The 18,010-nt window shown below is 59.8% G+C and carries 20 protein-coding genes and 1 pseudogene; all 21 read right to left on the reverse strand.

Features of this window, described 5'->3' with window-relative positions; all coding sequences use genetic code 11:
- Nucleotides 1-20: 20 nt before the first annotated feature.
- The gene (locus tag AC193Q_RS12225) at nt 21-1,025 is read right to left on the reverse strand and encodes a substrate-binding domain-containing protein (protein WP_121186631.1); all 1,005 of its coding nucleotides are present in this window, start codon (nt 1,023-1,025) and stop codon (nt 21-23) included.
- Nucleotides 1,026-1,303: 278 nt separating this feature from the next.
- Nucleotides 1,304-2,122, reverse strand: a complete 819-nt coding sequence (locus AC193Q_RS12230) for an SDR family oxidoreductase (RefSeq protein WP_483879569.1) — start codon at nt 2,120-2,122, stop codon at nt 1,304-1,306.
- Between the two features lie 270 nt (nt 2,123-2,392).
- Complete coding sequence (locus AC193Q_RS12235) at nt 2,393-3,268, reverse strand: SMP-30/gluconolactonase/LRE family protein (RefSeq protein ID WP_121187802.1); 876 nt, start codon at nt 3,266-3,268, stop codon at nt 2,393-2,395.
- A gap of 54 nt (nt 3,269-3,322) precedes the next feature.
- Nucleotides 3,323-4,030, reverse strand: a pseudogene (locus AC193Q_RS12240) (FadR/GntR family transcriptional regulator); the annotation flags it as partial.
- A gap of 191 nt (nt 4,031-4,221) precedes the next feature.
- On the reverse strand, nt 4,222-4,782 hold the full coding sequence (locus tag AC193Q_RS12245) for a DUF1285 domain-containing protein (RefSeq protein ID WP_041069211.1): 561 nt from the start codon (nt 4,780-4,782) through the stop codon (nt 4,222-4,224).
- Nucleotides 4,783-4,798: 16 nt separating this feature from the next.
- Nucleotides 4,799-5,404 carry a DUF4823 domain-containing protein gene (locus tag AC193Q_RS12250; RefSeq protein ID WP_041069208.1) on the reverse strand — a complete coding sequence of 202 codons (606 nt, stop codon included), beginning with the start codon at nt 5,402-5,404 and terminating at the stop codon, nt 4,799-4,801.
- A 168-nt stretch (nt 5,405-5,572) separates the two neighbouring features.
- Entirely contained in the window at nt 5,573-6,541 is a 969-nt protein-coding gene (locus AC193Q_RS12255; RefSeq protein WP_121186633.1) for a GTP 3',8-cyclase MoaA, read from the reverse strand.
- 137 nt (nt 6,542-6,678) lie between these two features.
- Nucleotides 6,679-7,317: a TetR/AcrR family transcriptional regulator gene (locus AC193Q_RS12260; RefSeq protein WP_007950805.1), complete on the reverse strand. Its 639-nt coding sequence runs from the start codon at nt 7,315-7,317 to the stop codon at nt 6,679-6,681.
- A gap of 410 nt (nt 7,318-7,727) precedes the next feature.
- Entirely contained in the window at nt 7,728-8,513 is a 786-nt protein-coding gene (locus tag AC193Q_RS12265; protein WP_121186635.1) for a TatD family hydrolase, read from the reverse strand.
- A 15-nt stretch (nt 8,514-8,528) separates the two neighbouring features.
- Complete coding sequence (locus tag AC193Q_RS12270; RefSeq protein WP_027612362.1) at nt 8,529-8,885, reverse strand: PilZ domain-containing protein; 357 nt, start codon at nt 8,883-8,885, stop codon at nt 8,529-8,531.
- Nucleotides 8,886-8,927: 42 nt separating this feature from the next.
- Complete coding sequence (locus AC193Q_RS12275) at nt 8,928-9,911, reverse strand: DNA polymerase III subunit delta' (RefSeq protein ID WP_041069199.1); 984 nt, start codon at nt 9,909-9,911, stop codon at nt 8,928-8,930.
- Complete coding sequence (gene tmk, locus AC193Q_RS12280) at nt 9,904-10,536, reverse strand: dTMP kinase (RefSeq protein ID WP_041069196.1); 633 nt, start codon at nt 10,534-10,536, stop codon at nt 9,904-9,906. Before tmk ends, AC193Q_RS12275 begins: the two co-directional genes overlap by 8 nt.
- Before the next feature lie 19 nt (nt 10,537-10,555).
- Nucleotides 10,556-11,746, reverse strand: coding sequence for an endolytic transglycosylase MltG (mltG, locus tag AC193Q_RS12285; protein ID WP_121186639.1), 1,191 nt, complete (start codon nt 11,744-11,746; stop codon nt 10,556-10,558).
- A gap of 3 nt (nt 11,747-11,749) precedes the next feature.
- A complete protein-coding gene (gene pabC / locus AC193Q_RS12290) occupies nt 11,750-12,565 on the reverse strand; it encodes an aminodeoxychorismate lyase (protein ID WP_121186641.1) in 816 nt (271 codons plus the stop codon).
- Nucleotides 12,565-13,809, reverse strand: coding sequence for a beta-ketoacyl-ACP synthase II (gene fabF / locus AC193Q_RS12295; RefSeq protein ID WP_027612357.1), 1,245 nt, complete (start codon nt 13,807-13,809; stop codon nt 12,565-12,567). The genes pabC and fabF overlap by 1 nt, the downstream gene beginning before the upstream one ends.
- 108 nt (nt 13,810-13,917) lie before the next feature.
- Entirely contained in the window at nt 13,918-14,154 is a 237-nt protein-coding gene (gene acpP / locus AC193Q_RS12300) for an acyl carrier protein (protein ID WP_003175607.1), read from the reverse strand.
- A gap of 196 nt (nt 14,155-14,350) precedes the next feature.
- Nucleotides 14,351-15,091 (reverse strand): 3-oxoacyl-ACP reductase FabG, encoded by a 741-nt coding sequence (fabG, locus tag AC193Q_RS12305; RefSeq protein WP_483879570.1) that lies wholly within the window; start codon nt 15,089-15,091, stop codon nt 14,351-14,353.
- A 16-nt stretch (nt 15,092-15,107) separates the two neighbouring features.
- Nucleotides 15,108-16,046, reverse strand: a complete 939-nt coding sequence (gene fabD / locus AC193Q_RS12310) for an ACP S-malonyltransferase (RefSeq protein ID WP_483879571.1) — start codon at nt 16,044-16,046, stop codon at nt 15,108-15,110.
- Nucleotides 16,047-16,169: 123 nt separating this feature from the next.
- Nucleotides 16,170-17,180, reverse strand: a complete 1,011-nt coding sequence (plsX, locus tag AC193Q_RS12315; RefSeq protein WP_080963300.1) for a phosphate acyltransferase PlsX — start codon at nt 17,178-17,180, stop codon at nt 16,170-16,172.
- 4 nt (nt 17,181-17,184) lie between these two features.
- Complete coding sequence (gene rpmF, locus AC193Q_RS12320) at nt 17,185-17,367, reverse strand: 50S ribosomal protein L32 (protein ID WP_003179396.1); 183 nt, start codon at nt 17,365-17,367, stop codon at nt 17,185-17,187.
- Nucleotides 17,368-17,380: 13 nt separating this feature from the next.
- Nucleotides 17,381-17,908, reverse strand: a complete 528-nt coding sequence (locus AC193Q_RS12325; protein ID WP_003204262.1) for a YceD family protein — start codon at nt 17,906-17,908, stop codon at nt 17,381-17,383.
- Nucleotides 17,909-18,010 lie beyond the last annotated feature (102 nt).

The following is an 18,010-nucleotide window of genomic DNA, read 5'->3' on the forward strand; positions in this document are numbered from 1 at the left end:
TCACACCGATCGAGCAGCCATCAGTTCCACAGGCCGATTTTTTCCAGCTCTTGCTTGAAGTTCTCGCGGGTGATCAGAGTGACGTCGTCCATCGCCGTGTACTTCGGCGGTTCTTTGCCGGTGGTGACCCACTCGTACATCATCTCGGCGGTCTTGTAGCCTTCGATGTGCGGGCTTGGCAGCATCGAACCGAAGAAACCGCTATTGGGCTTTTTCAGCTCGCCGATGGCGTCGGTGCCATTGATGCCGATACCAATCACGTTGGCCGCAGCGAACCCGGCGGCTTCGGTGGCGCGGACGCCGCCGAGCACGGTGTTGTCGTTCATGCCGCCGATGATCAGGTTCTTCGCTGCGCTGGGCAGCTTGACCAGCGCCGAGTTGGTGGCGTCCATGCTGCCGGGTACATCAAGGGTTTTCAGCGCGGCGGTCAGGATGTGGTCTTTCGGCAGGCCGGCGTGTTCGAGCGCTTTCATCGAACCGTCGGTGCGCTTCTTGCCAGTGTCGAGTTCGTTGTAGGTGTTGACCACCGCGTAAGTGTCTTTCCAGTCCCAGTTGCGTTTCTTCGCTTCGGCGACCATCGCGTTGCCCTGCTTCTGGCCGACTTCGAACGCGGCCATGCCGAGGTACGGTACGTCTTCCATGAACTTGCCGCTGGCGTCGACGAAACGGTCGTCGACGGCGATCACTTTCAGATCATTGAGTTTGGCTTTGGCCATGATTGCCGGGCCGAGCGAGACGTCCGGCGGGCAGATCACGAAGCCTTTGGCGCCGTTGGCCGCAAGGCTGTCGATGGCCGAGAGGGTTTTCTCGCCGTCCGGCACGGCGATCTTGATCAGTTCGAAGCCTTTGTCCTTGGCGGCTTTTTCGGCGAAGGCCCATTCGGTCTGGAACCATGGCTCTTCAGCCTGCTTGACCAGAAAACCGATTTTCACGGCGTCGGCAGCGAGCAGCGTACTGCTCAGACTGAACGCGGTGACCGCCAGCGCGGCACTGCACAGGGTACGAATCCCGAAACGACGTTTCATAAGCTGACTCCTTGTTATTTTTCTTGAGCAAATTAAACAGCTTGTGGCGAGGGAGCTTGCTCCCGCTGGGCTGCGAAGCGGCCCTAAAACCGGTTACCTCGGTCAATCAAACACACCGCGCAGCCCGAATTTACGACTGCTGCGCAGCCGAGCAGGAGCGAGCTCCCTCGCCACAGGTGTGGTGGCGTGACACGTACTGCTGCAAAGCCTGTTGAAAATAGTCATATCGTATGATGATTGGATTTCACGCGGAGTTCACCGCCTGAAATCCAAGCTATTCAGTCGTGGTACATCACCGAGCGTCCACCATCGATGGTGATACACGAGGCATTGATAAACGGCGCTTCGTCACTGGCCAGAAACACCGCGGTCATGGCCACTTCAATCGGCTGGCCGATACGTTTCGGCGGGTGCAGATCGAATGCGCGCTGACGCTCGGCCTGCGGGTCGGCAAAGCCGTTCCAGTAATCGACGTTGAGTTGCGTCTCGATGTAGCCCGGGGCAATGGCGTTGACCCGAACGCCCTTCGCCGCGTATTCGATGCCCAGCGCCCGGGTCAGTCCGAGCAAGCCGTGCTTGGCCACCGGGTACGGGAAGCAACCGGGAATGATGTGGGAGGAATGGGTCGAGGCGATGTTGATGATGCTGCCGACGCCCTGCTCGATCATCTGCGGCAACACGGCCTTGCAGCCGTACCAGGCGCCGTCCAGATCGATGGCGAAGCAACGACGCCAGTCTTCTTCGGTCATTTGCAGCGGATCGCGGAACACGTTGACCCCGGCGCAGTTGACCAGCACGTCGATGCGCCCGTGCCGCTCAACCGCCAGTCTGGCCATGGCATGCAGGTCTTGCTGGCGCGAGACGTCGGCCTTGATCGCCTGCACGTCAGCGCCCTGCTCGCGCCAGTGCGCGGCAACCTTCTCGACCATCTCTGCTTGAATATCGCTGATCACCAGCCTGGCCTGCTGTGAGGCGAAGGTGGCGACGATGGCTTCGCCGATGCCTTGGGCCGCGCCGGTCAGCAGCACCACTTTGTCTTTCAGACGCTCACCCTTCGGCGGCGCAGGCACCGGCGGCAAGGAAAGAGGTTCAGCCATGGATCAGGACTCCTGTTCGTCAGCACAAAAAAACCGGGCATCTGCCGATGTCCGGTCTGGAAGACTGTGGAAACGAAACAGGCAGGCGCGGCGAGCGACGCCGGGCCGTTGCGAGACGCTGACTCCGTTGGGGAGTGCGATAGAGATTCGCTGCATCACTTCACCTGTTTTGTTCTTTTTAAGTGTGAGTGCGTGTTACTGCTGGAGCCGACTATAAACCCGACCACCGAATAATCTCAATATATAATTTTGCATCCCATATTTTGGGATTCAACCTGCAAACCGCGTGCAGAGTTTGCCCGGCACATCGACCCGCATCGACAATAGCGCGCCATCCAGTGGATGGTTATGCGGACTCTGGGCGCTGGTGATGTACAGGGTTTTCAGGTCTTCGCCACCGAATACGCAGCTGGTCGGGCGGCTGACGGGCAGGTCGATTTTGCGATCGATTTGCCCTTCGGGTGTCAGGCGCAGCAGGCAGTTGCCGTCCCAACGGGCATTCCACACGTAGCCTTCGGCGTCCATTGCCGAACCGTCCGGGCCGCCGTTCTGGTCAGGACCGTACCAGCGGTTGGCGACATCAAGATTGCCGTCGGTGTGAATGAAATAGCGATTGAGCACCCCGTCGAGGCTGTCGCCGAACAGCAGCGTGGTGCCGTCGTCGCTCCACAGCAAGGTGTTGGGAATCCCCAAGCCACGCAGCAACGGTGTGACGCGCTGGTCGGGATCAATGCGGAACAGGCCACCGGAACGACGCTCGACCGGCAGGTCTTCGCCGTTGGCGCCGATGTTGTTCTGCATGGTGCCGAGCCACAGTCGCCCTTGGGCGTCGCAGCGCGCTTCATTGGGCCGATTGCCCGGTTGCGGGTCGGCGATGCAGAACAGCGTCAGGCGTGGCTCAAGGCCCGGGGAATCGAGGTCCAGACGGTACACGCCGCTGCTCAGGGTCACCAACGCGTCGCCGCTGGCGCAAGGGATAAACGCCGAAACGTGCTCAGGCATCTGCCAAATCTGCACGTTGTTGCCGATCAGTCGCAGCGCCTGTTGGCCAGCGATATCGACCCAGTACAGCGCCTGGGTGGGGGCGTCCCAGAACGGGCCTTCACCGAGTCTGGCGCGGTGTTGGGTTACGGCGGTCCAGCTCATGGCAACTCCTTGGTTCTTGTGGTTTTTATGGTGGGAATTTGTGTTTTCAGCTGGCTTTTTGTCGGCCATCACCTGCGGGTAAAAGCGCTTGATTGCCAGGTCGGCATTGTCGATCAGGGTCATGCAGGCCCACACCCCGCGCGCCGCATCGCGGGCGGCGATGGCGTCAGCCATGTCCTTGTGGATCGGCAATGTGCGACGCAGTTCATCAGGGTCAGCGGCGGAGACTTCAAACGACACCGCGAGCAAGGCGCCGAGGGCCGGGACCATTTGCTCAATGAACTGGTTATGGCTGGCTGCCAGAATGCACTCGTGGAACACCTGGTCGGCACGGTTGTAATCGATGCCGCTGTCGACCGCCCGCTCCAGCGCGTTGTAGGCCCGTTGCACCGCGTGAATCTGCTCCAGGCTGGCGCGCTCGCAGGCCCAGCGCACGGCCATCGGTTCGATGGTACGGCGTAGGTCGAGCAGGTCATCGACGAAATTTTCCGGCAAGCCATTGCGCGATAGCCAGCCGACGACTTGCGGATCAAACAGGTTCCAGCGCCGCACCGGTAACACGCGGGTGCCGACTTTCGGTCCGACCTCAAGCATGCCTTTGGCGACCAGCGTCTTGATCGCCTCGCGAATCACCGTGCGGCTGACGCCGAGCTGCTCGCCCAGATCGGCCTCGACCTTGATCGTCTGCCCCGGTTTCACCTGGCCAGCGGCAATCCAGCTGCCCAGCCAATCGACTGTTGATGCATGAAAGCTGCTGGACATGAAGACCTCAAAGCGCTTGGCGATGGGTGTTCACGCTAATCATCATATGATTAACAGTCAATCGGGATTTTAAGGTGACTCTAAAATCCTATGTGGGAGCGAGCCTGCTCGCGAAAGCGATGTATCAGTCGCCCTAAGATCGACTGACATATCGTCTTCGCGAGCAGGCTCGCTCCCACAGGGATTTTTGTTTAAGGCTCGAGGCCGATGCGGAAGAACTCGCCGCCACTCCATACGCCCAACCAGCGCTGCCCGTCGATTTCGCGACTGACCGCCAGTTCCACCAGTTGGTAAAACACATTGCGGTGAATCAGCGCTTCAAGGTTAGTGCGCACGTGCACGTAAGGCGCGGGCTCTTGAGTCACCGGGTCGATCTCGACGCGGATCGGATGTTCCGGCCCGGCCTCGGCGGTCTCCTCGACGTTGGTGGTGAAGCGCAGCAACTGCGCTTCACCCTCGCCTTCAACCTCCACGGCAATCGCCACAAACGGCGCGTCGTCGACTTTGATCCCGACCTTTTCCACCGGGGTAATCAGGAAGTAATCATCGCCGTCGCGGCGGATGATGGTGGAGAACAGCTTGACCATCGGCTTGCGCCCGATCGGCGTGCCCAGGTAATACCAGGTGCCGTCACGGGCGATGCGCATGTCGATGTCGCCGCAGAAGTCCGGATTCCACAAATGCACCGGCGGCAGGCCTTTGGTTTTGGGGATCTGTCCCAATAGGTCATTGGCTTTTTGCGGGCCACTCATGGCGTACTCCTTGGGTTTATTGGTCGCCGACTCCCAGCAGGCTGCGCGCGTATTGCGCCAGTGGCGGGCCGATCAGGTCTTCCGGCTTGTTATCGTGGAACGTCAGTAAACCGCCACGACTCTTGATCCGTGCAGTATCAATCAAATACTGGGTGCTGGTCTCGATCAACATGATCTGAATCACCCCGCCGTCGATGCCGAGGCGATCCACGGCTTCCTGATCGAGCCACTCGTCGGAGTTGCCGATGCGGTCGTCAGCCTTGGCGAAGCGGGTATACAGCAGGTAGTGAGCACCGGCATCGCGAGCTTCGCCCAATGCCTGATCGAGGCCTTCCGGGGCTCGCGCACGGCGGACCATCGGGAAGTATTCGACAAAACCTTTGAACGCTTCTTCGGCCACAACGTTCGGGCGCGGATAGGAACCACCCGGCGGCGCGAATGAACCCTGGGCGATGTAGATGAACGAGTCCGGCTGAATGCGGAAGTTGTTCACCCGACGGCTGTCGCTGTGATCCAGCAGCCCCGCGTCGCTCATCTGATAGCGAGTGCCTTCGGCCATATCGCTGACAGTCATACAGCCGCCAAGCGCCAAAACGGCCAGCAGCAAAACCAGGCTACGCATCCTCATCCTCCAGAAGCCGGTGACGGAAAACCGGCGAATGGCCGTTGGATGCAGCTTTTGCGCCAGCTCAGGATCTTTGCCGGATGATGAAATGCTTTCGCAAGCAGGCCCGCTCCCACAGGATTAAGAAAAACCCTGTGGGAGCGAGCCTGCTCGCGAAAAAAAAGATCAGCCGCCGATAATCTTCATGACGGTCGCACCACCGGAGAACGCCACTTCCTGCTTGTCGCCCAGCGCCTTGACCAACAGACGCTGCAACGCCGGCAATGCCTGATGACGCGGCTTGTCGAGCAGATCGCCGACATAGTGGCGGTTGCTCGACGACAGGCAGCCGTGCAGCCAGCCGGTCGACGACAGACGCAAGCGCGAACAGGTTCTGCAGAACGGCACGCTTTCGTTGGCAATCACACCGAAATGGCCCAGCCCCGGGATCGCATAGCGTACGGCCGTGGCGTCCACCGGCGCATCGGCTTGTGCGTACTCATAACGCTCGCCAATCAGGCTCAGCAATTGCTGCAGGCTGACGAACTGTTGCAGGAAGGCATTGGAGTCAGTAGCGAGGTGGCCCATGCGCATCAACTCGATGAAACGCAGCTCGTAGCCACGTTCCAGGCAGTAATCGAGCAGCGGCATCACCTGATCCAGGTTCTGCCCGCGCAACGGCACCATGTTGATCTTGATCTTCAGCCCCGCCGCTTTCGCTTGGTCCATGCCATCGAGCACGGTCGCCAGATCGCCGCCACGGGCGATGCTGCGGAACGCGCCGGCATCCAAGGTATCGAGGGATACGTTGATCCGGCGCAGACCGGCGTCCACCAGCAGCGGCAGCTTTTTCGCCAGGAGTTGACCGTTGGTGGTCAGGCTGATGTCTTCCAGGCCCATCTTGCCGACGGCGCTCATGAAAGATTCGAGTTTGGGGCTGACCAGCGGCTCGCCGCCGGTGATGCGCAGGCGCTCGATGCCGGCGGCTTCGATCAGATAAGCCACGCCACGGGCCATGGCCTCGGCCGACAGTTCATCCTGCGCAGCCACCAACCGCTTGCCGTTGGGCACGCAGTAGGTACAGGCGTAATTGCAGGCTGAAGTCAGGCTGATGCGCAAATTGCGAAAACGCCTGCCTTGACGGTCAACGATCATGATCACTCCGGCGATAGAATTTCGAGCCGCTAAAACTTGACTCACAAATCAAGTTTTAGCAAGCCCTATGCCTGAGTATATTCCTGCGGTACTGCGTCATGTAGCGAAATCATGGCGCAATAAGGCCGCTGAATGATTCAGCTGCTCGGGGTTTCCGGATCGCGCTTGCGCTTGTTGCCCATGCGCACGCCGATGTCCATCAGGAACTGGAAGAAGCCTTCCTGATCTTCGAGCACGTTGCTCCAGAACGGCGAGTGATACAGCGCGACCGCGCCGTGCACCAGCGCCCAGGACGCGCAGTAGTGGAAGTACGGCGGCACGTCTTCGAGCTTGCCTTCGCTGATCCGGCCCTTGATGAGCAAGGTCAGGCGTTCGAAGTTCGAGGCACGGATCTTGTGCAGCTCCTCAACCATTTCCGGTACCTGATTGCCTTTCACCACCTTCTCTTCGAGACGGTCGAACAGGCGATAGCGCTGAGGGTCGCGCATACGGAATTCGAAGTAGGCACGGGACAGCGCTTCCTTGTCCTTGTCGACATCGGCCGAATGCAGCAGCTCGTTCAAATCGCGCTCGTAATCGAGCATCAGCCGCAGATAGATCTCGGCCTTGGATTTGAAGTGCTTGTAGATCGTGCCTTTGCCGATACCCACGGCATCAGCAATCATCTCGACGGTGACACTGTCTTCACCTTGTTCGAGGAACAGCTTGAGCGCGGTATCGAGAATTTCTTGCTCACGGCGACGAAACTCACGGACCTTACGAGGTTCTTTGTGCATAAGAAAAGGTCTGTAGGGGTCAAAATTCGAAGCCGCGTATTATGCCTAACTTGCACAAAAATGCACGGATCATCCGACCATATCTGTGTTTCTTGTTCATTTTGCGAACGCTGAGGCGGCAATGAGAACTCAACTGAAGCGCACGTATTCCAAATTTGTTTAAAAACCCCGACCGCTCAACTGGACTGAACGCCAGACTGATCAATACTTGAACTGTCGGGCGGCATCTCCCCCAAGTGCCGTGCCGGTAAAGGTACCAAGGGACCGCGTGCCTTTGTTTTACTCCTAATGGTCTTAACCCGGATTCACCCCCCAGAACCCGGGTTTTTTTTGCCTGCGATTTGGCGTAAATCCCTGTCATTTACGCCCACCGCGCTTGTAGGAGCTGGGAGCTGGCAGCTCCTTCACGATCAGCCTTTTACATGCGCCAAGGGAAACAGCCGCTTGAAGTTCTCGGTGGTCTGCTCGGCAAACCGCTCATAGTCTTCCCCACGCAGCATCGCCAGAAACTCCGCCACCTCGCGCACATACTGCGGCAGGTTCGGTTTGCCGCGATACGGGATCGGCGCCAGATACGGCGAGTCGGTCTCCACCAACAGGCGATCGGCCGGCACCTTGCTCGCCACATCACGCAGGGCGTCGGCATTGCGGAAGGTGACGATGCCCGACAGGGAAATGTAATAACCCATGTCCAGCGCAGCCTTGGCCATGTCCCAGTCTTCGGTGAAGCAATGCAGCACACCGGCCTGGGGCAACGCCGCTTCACGCAGTAGTTCGAGGGTATCGGCACGGGCGCCACGGGTGTGGATGATCACTGGCTTACCGGTCTGCCGGGCGGCTTGCAGGTGCAGACGGAAGGATGCCTGTTGCAGCTCGGCGGCTTCTGGCTCGTAGTGATAATCCAGACCGGTTTCACCAATCGCCACCACTTTCGGGTGATTGAGCTCATGCAGCAGCCAGTCCAGTGCCGGCGCCGCGCCCGGTTGCACGTCCAATGGGTGCACACCGACCGAGCAATCGACGTCGTCATAGCGCTCGGCCAGGGCCTTGACGTCGGCAGCGTTGTCGGCACTCACGCCGATGCACAGGAAATGCCCGACCCCACGCTGGCGGGCCGCATCAAGTGCAGCATCCAGCGAGCCGTCGTGGGCGGCGAGGTCGAGGCGATCAAGGTGACAATGGGAATCTACGAGCATAAAAAAGACGGCTACTTACATCGTATGAGTGGGACGGTCGGATTTCAGTGCTCCGGCCAGATGGGTTTCGATGCGACTGCGGGCGGTGTTGTCGCCCTCGTTGAATTGCACGCCGACGCCGGCTGCGCGGTTGCCCTGAGCGCCTTTGGGGGTAATCCAGGCGACCTTGCCGGCCACCGGGATCTTCTCCGCCTCGTCCATCAGGTTCAGCAGCATGAACACCTCGTCGCCCAACTTGTAACTCTTGTTGGTCGGGATGAACAGGCCACCGTTTTTGATGAACGGCATGTAGGCGGCGTAAAGCACCGATTTGTCCTTGATCGTCAGGGACAGGATGCCGTTGCGCGGCCCGGGGCTGATGGCTTCATTCATGTTGACCTCCACTGCTGATGTTCAGAGTCTAGGTACACATTCTTATCTTTGACCAGGCAAACCCGCCCATTGCACCAACAACGCTTCCAGCAGCAGTGCCGGGTTGAGGTTGGCTTTGCTCAGGACTTTCTGCCGCTGGGCGAGAATCCAGTCCTGAATATCGAGGACTTTGCCCTGGGCGCTTTTCTGCGCCAGGTACTGCACGACTTTGCGCATATCGGTCAGACCGAGGCCGGCTTCATCCTGGGTCAATTGATAGCGCAGGATCAGGCTCGACCAGTCGCAGAACCAGTCGAACAGGCGCAGCATCGGAATGCTTTTCCATTCTTCGGCCAATTGTGTCGGCGATTGCTGCTGCTTGAGCAACTTCTTCACCCCTTCGACCACCTGCGCCCGCTGCTCGCGCACGCCCTGGGACTGCAAGCTGACCGCCGCCAGTGGCGAACCTGCCGCCAGCGTCAGCAATTCGATGCGCTCCTCTTCGGAACACTCCGGCAGCGCCTGTGCCAGCCATTGCAGGCTCATGGCCTCACCGGGCAGCGGACACGCCTGCTGCACGCAGCGGCTCTTGATCGTCGGCAGCAAACGGCTCGGCTGGTGGCTCACCAGCAACAGCACGGTATCGCCGGAAGGCTCTTCAAGGCTTTTTAGCAAGGCGTTGGCGGCGTTGATGTTCATCGACTCCACCGGCTCGATCAGCACCACCTTGCGCCCGCCCAGTTGCGCGGTCTGCACCACGAAACTGACCAGATCGCGTACCTGGTCGACCTTGATCGCCTTGTCGGCTTCCTCGGGCTCAAGGATGTAATTGTCCGGGTGGCTGCCGGCCTTGAGCAGCAGGCACGATTTGCACTCACCGCAGGCTTCCGGTGTCGGACGCTGACAAAGCAGGCTGGCCATCAGGCGTTCGGCCAGCGCGCGCTTGCCGATCCCGGCCGGGCCGTGCAGCAAATACGCATGAGCGTGCTGACTGCGTCCGGCCAGTTGCTGCCAGAGGCTGTCCTGCCATGGATAGGCCTCAGCCACGAATCAGCTCCAGCAAGTTCGGAATCAAGGTGTCCAGCGATTGCTGAACCTTGACCAATGGCTGACCGGCATCGATGCGCACATAGCGTGCAGGATCAGCCTCAGCGCGCTTGAGAAACGCATTGCGCACCGCTTCGAAAAACGCCCGGCCTTCCAGCTCGAAACGATCCAGACGGCCACGGGCACTGGCGCGAGCCAGACCCATTTCCACCGGCAGATCGAAAATCAGTGTCAGATCCGGCCGCAAGTCGCCCTGAACGAACGTCTCCAGCGCAGCAATGCGCTCCATTGACAAACCACGACCGCCGCCCTGATAGGCGTATGTCGAATCGGTGAAACGATCACACAACACCACCGCGCCACGGGCCAGTGCCGGGCGAATCACTTCGGCCAGATGCTGGGCGCGCGCGGCGAACACCAGCAACAGCTCGGTGTCGGGGTTCATGACCTCATCGGCCGGGGCCAGCAGCACGTCGCGAATCCGTTCGGCCAGTGGCGTTCCGCCGGGTTCGCGAGTCAGCACCACTTCGATACCTTCGACGCGCAGACGCTCGGCGAGGTACTCGCGGTTGGTGCTCTTGCCAGCGCCTTCCGGGCCTTCCAGGGTAATAAACAAGCCAGTCACAGGCAGTCCTTAATCAAAGTCATTGCGCATTTTGCGGTGCCGCCGTCTCAGGCTCGGCAGCAGGGGCTGGCGCAGGTTCCTGAGGCGGAACCTGCGGCAGCGCTTCAGGCGCGGTATTCGGGGACGCGGCAGGAATCGCCTCCTCCGTCGCCGTGGCCGGAGCCGCCGGCGCATTCGCCGGGGCCGGGCTGGAGCGGTAATCGGCGCGGCGCTTGAGCTGGAACTCGCGCACCGCACTGTTGTGTGCATCCAGGTCATCGGAGAACACATGGCTGCCATCGCCACGGGCGACGAAATACAGGCTGTTGCCTTCCACCGGATTGAGCGCGGCGTGAATCGCCTCGCGACCGACCATGGCAATCGGCGTCGGCGGCAACCCGGGAATCACATAGGTATTGTAGGGCGTCGGCTCCTTGAGATGAGCACGGGTCAACTTGCCGGTGTAGCGGTCGCCCAGGCCATAGATCACGGTCGGGTCGGTCTGCAACTGCATGCCCAGCGCCATGCGGCGCACGAACACGCCGGCAATCTGCCCGCGCTCCTGTGGTACGCCGGTTTCCTTCTCCACCAGCGACGCCATGATCAGCGCCTGATAAGGCTCGCTGTACGGCGCATCGGCCGAGCGGTTTTCCCACTCCTTGGCCAACACTTCATCGAGCCGGTCAAAGGCCTTCTTCAGCAATTCGACATCGGAAACGCCCCGCACGAAACGGTAGGTATCCGGGAAGAACCGACCTTCCGGGAACAATCCCCGATGACCGATTTTCTCCATCACTTCGCTGTCGCTCAGGCCCTTGAGGGTTTGCTCGATCTTTTCATCTTTTGCCAGCGCAGCGCGGACCTGGTGGAAATTCCAGCCCTCGACCAGCGTCAGACTGTACTGCACCACTTCGCCACGCTTCCACAAGTCGATCAGACCGTTGACGGTCATGCCTGGCTGCATGCGGTACTCGCCGGTATGGATCGGTGTGCCGGCCAGATTGAAGCGCCAGTAAATGCGCAACCAGAAGGCGTCCTTGATGACCCCCTCGGTTTCGAGTTCAAGAAAGGTGCGGGTCGGTGTCGAGCCTTTCGGCACATCCAGCAGTTCTTCCTGCGTGATGTTCAGAGGCTGTTCCAGCGCCGAATGAATTTTCCAGGCGCTGGCGCCCAGTAACAGCCCTGCCAGAACCAGTCCGGTTTCCAGCAGCAGCAAGAATTTACGTCTCACGAATCAGGCATCCAGTAGCGCGCGGGCAATGGTTTGCAGTTTACGGGTGAGCGGGCCAACCGGCCAGCTCAGTGCAGCGTAGGCGCGTACCGGCCAGACGCCATAAACGCTGTTGCAGATAAAGACTTCGTCAGCCCATTGCAGCTGTTCGAGGCTGACATCGGTAATTTGGGTGGAGATGGCCAATGACTCGGCCTGAAACAATAGTTCGGCACGCATCACACCGGCCACGCCACAGCGCTTCAGATCCGGGGTGATCAGTACGCCGTCGCGCACCAGAAACAGGTTGCTGAACACGCCTTCGATGACGCGTCCGGCCTGATCAAGCATCAAGCCTTCGGCGTGTTCGCTGTCGCGCCATTCGGCGCGGGCAAGCACTTGCTCCAGACGATTCAGATGCTTGAGCCCGGCCAGCAACGGCTGATTCGACAGCCGCGTGGCGCAGGGAAACAGGCGCACACCCTGCTCGCCATGCACGGCAGGATAAGCCGCAGGCGGGTTGCCTTGCAGGATGCGTCGACCTTGCGCCGCAGGATCGGGCGCGTAGCCACGCAAGCCATCACCACGGGTGAGGATCAGCTTGAGTACGCCCTCGCCCATTGCCGCGGCATAGGCCCGCAGTTCCGTGCGAACCCGATCAATATCCGCAGCGATAGCCAGACGCGAGCAGCCCTCGGCCAAACGCGTCAGGTGACGATCCAGCAATATCGGCTGGCCGCCGCGCACGGCGATGGTCTCGAACAGCCCATCGCCATAAGCCAGGCCGCGATCTTTCAGCGACAGAGCGTCAGCCGGCTGACCGTCGACCCAGCTGTCCATCAGCCGGCGAACCGACGGAACGCCAACGTGCCGTTGGTGCCACCAAACCCGAAGGAGTTGGACAGTACGACATCGATGTCCATGTTGCGCGCCGTGTGCGGCACGAAATCGAGATCGCAGCCCTCGTCCGGCTCGTCGAGGTTGATGGTTGGCGGGGCCACCTGGCTGTTGATTGCCAGCACACTGAAGATCGCCTCGACCGCGCCCGCCGCACCCAGCAGGTGACCGGTCATGGACTTGGTGGAGCTGACCGCCAGGTTGTAGGCGTGCTCACCGAACACGGTCTTGATCGCATTGGCTTCGGCAAGGTCGCCGGCCGGGGTCGAGGTACCGTGGGCGTTGATGTACTGCACCTGGTCGATGTTGATTTTCGCATCGCGCAGGGCATTGGTGATGCAGCGCGCTGCACCAGCGCCATCAGCGGGTGGCGAAGTCATGTGGAACGCATCGCCACTGGTGCCGAAGCCGATCAGCTCGGCATAAATGGTCGCGCCGCGAGCCTTGGCGTGCTCGAGTTCTTCGAGCACCAGCGCACCGGCACCGTCGGACAGCACGAAGCCATCACGGCCCTTGTCCCATGGACGACTGGCGCGGGTCGGCTCGTCGTTGCGGGTCGACAGCGCACGGGACGCGCCGAAGCCGCCCATGCCCAGACCGCACGCGGCCATCTCGGCACCGCCGGCGATCATCACGTCGGCTTCGTCGTACATGATGTTGCGCGCCGCCATGCCAATGCAGTGCGTACCGGTGGTACAGGCAGTGGAAATGGCGTAGTTCGGTCCCTGCGCACCCAGGTGGATGGACAGAAAACCGGAAATCATATTGATGATCGAGCCTGGCACGAAGAATGGCGAGATTCGACGCGGGCCCGTCTCATGCAGGGTACGGCTGGTTTCTTCGATGTTGGTCAGACCGCCGATGCCCGAGCCCATGGCCACGCCAATGCGCTCACGGTTGGCGTCGGTGACTTCCAGACCAGCATTGCGAACAGCCTGAAAACCCGCGGCCAGACCGTACTGAATGAACAGGTCGAGCTTGCGTGCTTCTTTGACCGACAGGTATTCCTCGACATTGAAGCCCTTTACCGAGCCGCCAAAACGGGTGGAATAGGCAGAAAGGTCGGTGTGTTCGATCAGACCAATGCCACTGCGGCCAGCCAGAATGCCCTGCCAACTGCTCGGCACATCCGTGCCCAGTGGCGACAACATACCCATACCGGTGACTACGACGCGTCTACGCGACACAGCACTCTCCTTTTTCAAATGACGACTTTGCATCAGGCCTAAAGAAAAAACCGCACGCCATGATGGCAGTGCGGTTTTTCCATGACAGCAGACAACGATTACAAACTATTACGCCTGGTGGCTAGTAACGTAGTCGATTGCAGCTTGTACAGTAGTGATCTTCTCAGCTTCTTCGTCAGGGATTTCGGTCTCGAATTCCTCTTCCAGAGCCATCACCAGCTCAACGGTGTCAAGGGAGTCGGCACCCAGGTCTTCAACGAAGGAAGCAGTATTGACCACTTCTTCTTCTTTAACACCCAGTTGCTCGGCAACGATTTTCTTGACGCGCTCTTCGATGGTGCTCATACCTTGTTTTCACTCCTAATGGACAAATTCAGGCAGCTGGCCAGTGGGTAAGTGTATAGAAAGGCTTTTCAGCTTTTCAACTGAAAGCTTCACTCCTCAAACCCTGCGGCCCTCTGCCTATAAATAGATTGCAGCTTTATAACGGATTTTAGACAGCTCGTATGACATTTTTTTGAAGCAATCCGTCACATTTTACTTACATGTACATCCCACCGTTCACCGGGATTGTAGCCCCAGTGACGTATGCCGCACCGTCGGATGCAAGAAAAGCGACCACCGAAGCGATCTCTTGAGCTTGCCCCAGACGACCCAGCGGAATCTGCGTCTGCAAGGCTTCACGCTGTGCTTCCGGCAGTTCGCGGGTCATATCGGTGTCGATGAACCCTGGGGTTACCGAGTTGACCGTAATCGAACGCGAACCGACTTCACGCGCCATCGCACGGCTGAAACCTTCCAGACCGGCCTTGGCGGCTGCATAGTTTACTTGGCCTGCGTTGCCCATGGCACCCACCACCGAGCCAATACTGATAATTCGGCCCCAGCGCGCTTTGGTCATGCCACGCAAAACGCCCTTGGACAGGCGATACAGACTGTTCAGGTTGGTATCGATCACGTCGTACCATTCATCGTCTTTCATGCGCATCATCAGATTATCGCGGGTGATGCCAGCATTATTGACCAGAATTGCCGGCGCACCGAACTGCTGCTGAATGCTCGCCAGCACCGCGCTGACCGATTCGTCGCTGGTGACGTTCAGTTCCAGACCCGTGCCCTGGATACCATGCTCTTTCAGGGTGGCAGCAATGGCCTCGGCGCCTTTGGCGGAGGTCGCAGTGCCAACAACGATGGCGCCCTGACGACCCAGTTCCAGTGCGATAGCCTGGCCGATACCGCGGCTTGCACCGGTGACCAGTGCAACTTTACCTTGCAGACTCATGCAAGTTTCTCCTGATTCAGGCCAGCGCTGCACGGGCGGCAGCGAAAGCGTCTGGGGTATTGAGGTTGGAAGTCGAAACGCCTTCGGCGCAACGTTTGTTCAGACCGGCCAGGACTTTGCCCGGACCGCATTCGACCAGACTGGTGGCGCCTTTGGCGGCCAGAGTCTGGACCGATTCAACCCAGCGAACGGGCTTGTACAGTTGCTCGAGCAGATCACGCTTGAGGGTTTCCAGATCGGCCGGCACTTGCGCGCTGACGTTCTGTACGACCGGGATCTGCGGTGCCTGCCAGTCGATGGCAGCGATGGATTCGGCAAAGCGCTCGGCCGCCGGACGCATCAGCTCGCAGTGCGACGGCACGCTCACCGGCAACGGCATGGCACGCTTGGCACCACGGGCCTTGCAACCTTCAATGGCACGCTCGACGGCAGCCTTGGCACCGGCAATCACCACCTGGCCCGGCGAGTTGAAGTTCACCGCGCTGACCACTTCACCTTGCGCCGCTTCGGCACAGGCGGCCAGCACATCAGCGTCTTCCAGACCGAGAATGGCGGCCATGCCACCCTGCCCGGCCGGAACGGCTTCCTGCATCAGCTGGCCACGGCGCTCAACGAGTTTCACCGCATCAGCCAGGCTCAGGCTGCCGGCAGCAACCAGGGCGCTGTATTCACCCAGGCTGTGACCGGCAACGAATGCCGGACGCGCGCCACCTTCAGCCAGCCACAGACGCCACAGGGCGATCGAGGCGGTCAGAATGGCCGGTTGGGTTTTGTCGGTTTGATTGAGCAGCTCTTCCGGGCCCTGCTGGGTCAGTGCCCACAGGTCATAGCCCAGAGCAGCGGAGGCTTCTTTGAAGGTTTCGAGGATCAACGGATGTTCCGCGCCCAGCTCGGCCAGCATGCCGAGGGACTGCGAACCCTGTCCTGGAAAGACGAATGCGAGGGAAGCAGACATGTAACAAGCCCCTAATGATCTTGTCGTCGGAAAGTGACGCCCCACCGGGGGACGCAAGAAACTGACAGTTGGATGGCCCTTTGAACCGGGCGGTCACATTTAAGCATTGTCCGACGAAAACGCCTAAGACAACAAATCCTCCAGACGACCGTGGAGGCGTTCGGGGAGGTTCTCCTGAATCTCGATCAGCGCGCGCTGAATCGCACTCTGAAAGCCCTGAACCCCGGCCGAACCGTGACTTTTCACCACGATACCCTGCAAGCCGAGGAAGCTTGCGCCGTTATGTCGCGCAGGCGCGAGATCCGCTTGCAGACGTTTCATCAATGGCAGGGCCAGAGCACCTACTACGCGGGAAGCGAAGTTTTTCCTGAACAAGGCCTCGATGCGTGCAGCGATCATCGTCGCCAGGCCTTCGCTGGACTTGAGCAGGATATTGCCGACAAAACCGTCACAGACCACCACATCCGCCTCGCCGCGATACAAACCATCGCCCTCGACAAAGCCGATATAGTTGATGCCGCGCGCCGCCTGCAGCAGGGTCGCCGCCAATTTGACCTGCTGATTGCCCTTGATGTCTTCGGTGCCAATATTCAGCAACGCGACACGCGGCCGGGCGATGCCCAGCGTCTGCGCCGCCACCGAGCCCATCACCGCGAACTGCAACAGATGCTCGGCGCTGCAATCGACGTTGGCGCCCAGATCGAGCAACTGGCAATAGCCCTTCTGCGTCGGAATCGCCGCCACCATCGCCGGCCGGTCAATCCCCGGCAAGGTCTTGAGCACGAAACGCGACAGCGCCATCAACGCCCCGGTATTGCCGGCGCTGACACAGGCCTGGGCCTTGCCGTCACGCACCAGCTCCAGGGCGACACGCATCGACGAATCCGGCTTGCCACGCAAGGCCTGGGTCGGCTTTTCGTCCATGGTGATGACTTCAGACGCCGGGACAATCGTCAGGCGCGCGCGATCGGCAGCCGATTGGCCGTTGATCAGTTCTTCAAGAAGGGAGGGTTGACCGACGAGGGTCAGGTGCAGCGAGGGCGTAGCAGAAAGGCAAGCAAGGCTGGCCTGAACAATGCTGCGGGGACCGAAGTCCCCGCCCATTGCGTCAATCGCGATGACTTGAGCGGACAAGTGATTACTCGTCAGCGCCCTTGTCGATCACTTTACGGCCACGGTATACGCCTTCTGGCGATACGTGGTGACGCAGGTGAACTTCACCAGTGGTTTTTTCTACAGACAGGGTGCTAGCCTCGAGAGCGTCGTGCGAACGGCGCATGTCACGGGCAGAGCGGGATTTTTTGTTCTGCTGAACAGCCATAATTGATTAACTCCTAAACGTTTGGGTCACGCTTTAACTGCGCCAATACACTGAACGGGTTGGACCGCGTTACCTCGTCCTCGCTCGGTTCGGGCTCATCTGCTCCCGCCGGCTGCTGGCATTCTTCCGGATGATGAGCAGGCACAATGGGCAAGGCGAGCAGAAGCTCCTCCTCGATCAGTGACTGCAGATCCAATGGATCTTCGCCCAGTTCCAGCACGTCATAACCTTTCGGTAACGACTGGGTATTCGCACCCTCCTTCACAACAGCGTAACTGCATTCGCTGTGGATCGGCAGGGTGACCAGCTCAAGACAACGCTGGCAAACCATTTTGACTTCGGTGTCGATAAAACTGTGGATCACCACAGATTTACGTTCATCTCGCTCAAAAACGAATTTGGCCTGCACCGTACCGACATCGTCGGAAAGCGGGTCGCAGAGTCTCTTCAAATCGGCCAGCAGCAGTTCACCTTGAAGGGTGGTGCCACGGTCAGCCAATTTGCGCGGGTCAACGTGAGGTGGAATCGGGTCATTCAACATAGGCGCAGCATTATAGGGATGCCCCCACCCATGTCAAAGGAAATTGTGCCCTGTCCGTCACTTGCGTGCCTCCGCTAGAATTCGCGTCTGCCTCAGGAGACG

Source organism: Pseudomonas sp. F2 (genome assembly GCF_057174385.1).

Coding starts and splice junctions, on each gene's coding strand:
- AC193Q_RS12225 (WP_121186631.1), bottom strand. CDS start 1,025: ATGAAACGTCGTTTCGGGATTCGTACCCTGTGCAGTGCCGCGCTGGCG.
- AC193Q_RS12230 (WP_483879569.1), bottom strand. CDS start 2,122: ATGGCTGAACCTCTTTCCTTGCCGCCGGTGCCTGCGCCGCCGAAGGGT.
- AC193Q_RS12235 (WP_121187802.1), bottom strand. CDS start 3,268: ATGAGCTGGACCGCCGTAACCCAACACCGCGCCAGACTCGGTGAAGGC.
- AC193Q_RS12245 (WP_041069211.1), bottom strand. CDS start 4,782: ATGAGTGGCCCGCAAAAAGCCAATGACCTATTGGGACAGATCCCCAAA.
- AC193Q_RS12250 (WP_041069208.1), bottom strand. CDS start 5,404: ATGCGTAGCCTGGTTTTGCTGCTGGCCGTTTTGGCGCTTGGCGGCTGT.
- AC193Q_RS12255 (WP_121186633.1), bottom strand. CDS start 6,541: ATGATCGTTGACCGTCAAGGCAGGCGTTTTCGCAATTTGCGCATCAGC.
- AC193Q_RS12260 (WP_007950805.1), bottom strand. CDS start 7,317: ATGCACAAAGAACCTCGTAAGGTCCGTGAGTTTCGTCGCCGTGAGCAA.
- AC193Q_RS12265 (WP_121186635.1), bottom strand. CDS start 8,513: ATGCTCGTAGATTCCCATTGTCACCTTGATCGCCTCGACCTCGCCGCC.
- AC193Q_RS12270 (WP_027612362.1), bottom strand. CDS start 8,885: ATGAATGAAGCCATCAGCCCCGGGCCGCGCAACGGCATCCTGTCCCTG.
- pabC (WP_121186641.1), bottom strand. CDS start 12,565: ATGGACAGCTGGGTCGACGGTCAGCCGGCTGACGCTCTGTCGCTGAAA.
- acpP (WP_003175607.1), bottom strand. CDS start 14,154: ATGAGCACCATCGAAGAGCGCGTCAAGAAAATCGTTGCCGAGCAACTG.
- fabG (WP_483879570.1), bottom strand. CDS start 15,091: ATGAGTCTGCAAGGTAAAGTTGCACTGGTCACCGGTGCAAGCCGCGGT.
- fabD (WP_483879571.1), bottom strand. CDS start 16,046: ATGTCTGCTTCCCTCGCATTCGTCTTTCCAGGACAGGGTTCGCAGTCC.
- rpmF (WP_003179396.1), bottom strand. CDS start 17,367: ATGGCTGTTCAGCAGAACAAAAAATCCCGCTCTGCCCGTGACATGCGC.
- AC193Q_RS12325 (WP_003204262.1), bottom strand. CDS start 17,908: ATGTTGAATGACCCGATTCCACCTCACGTTGACCCGCGCAAATTGGCT.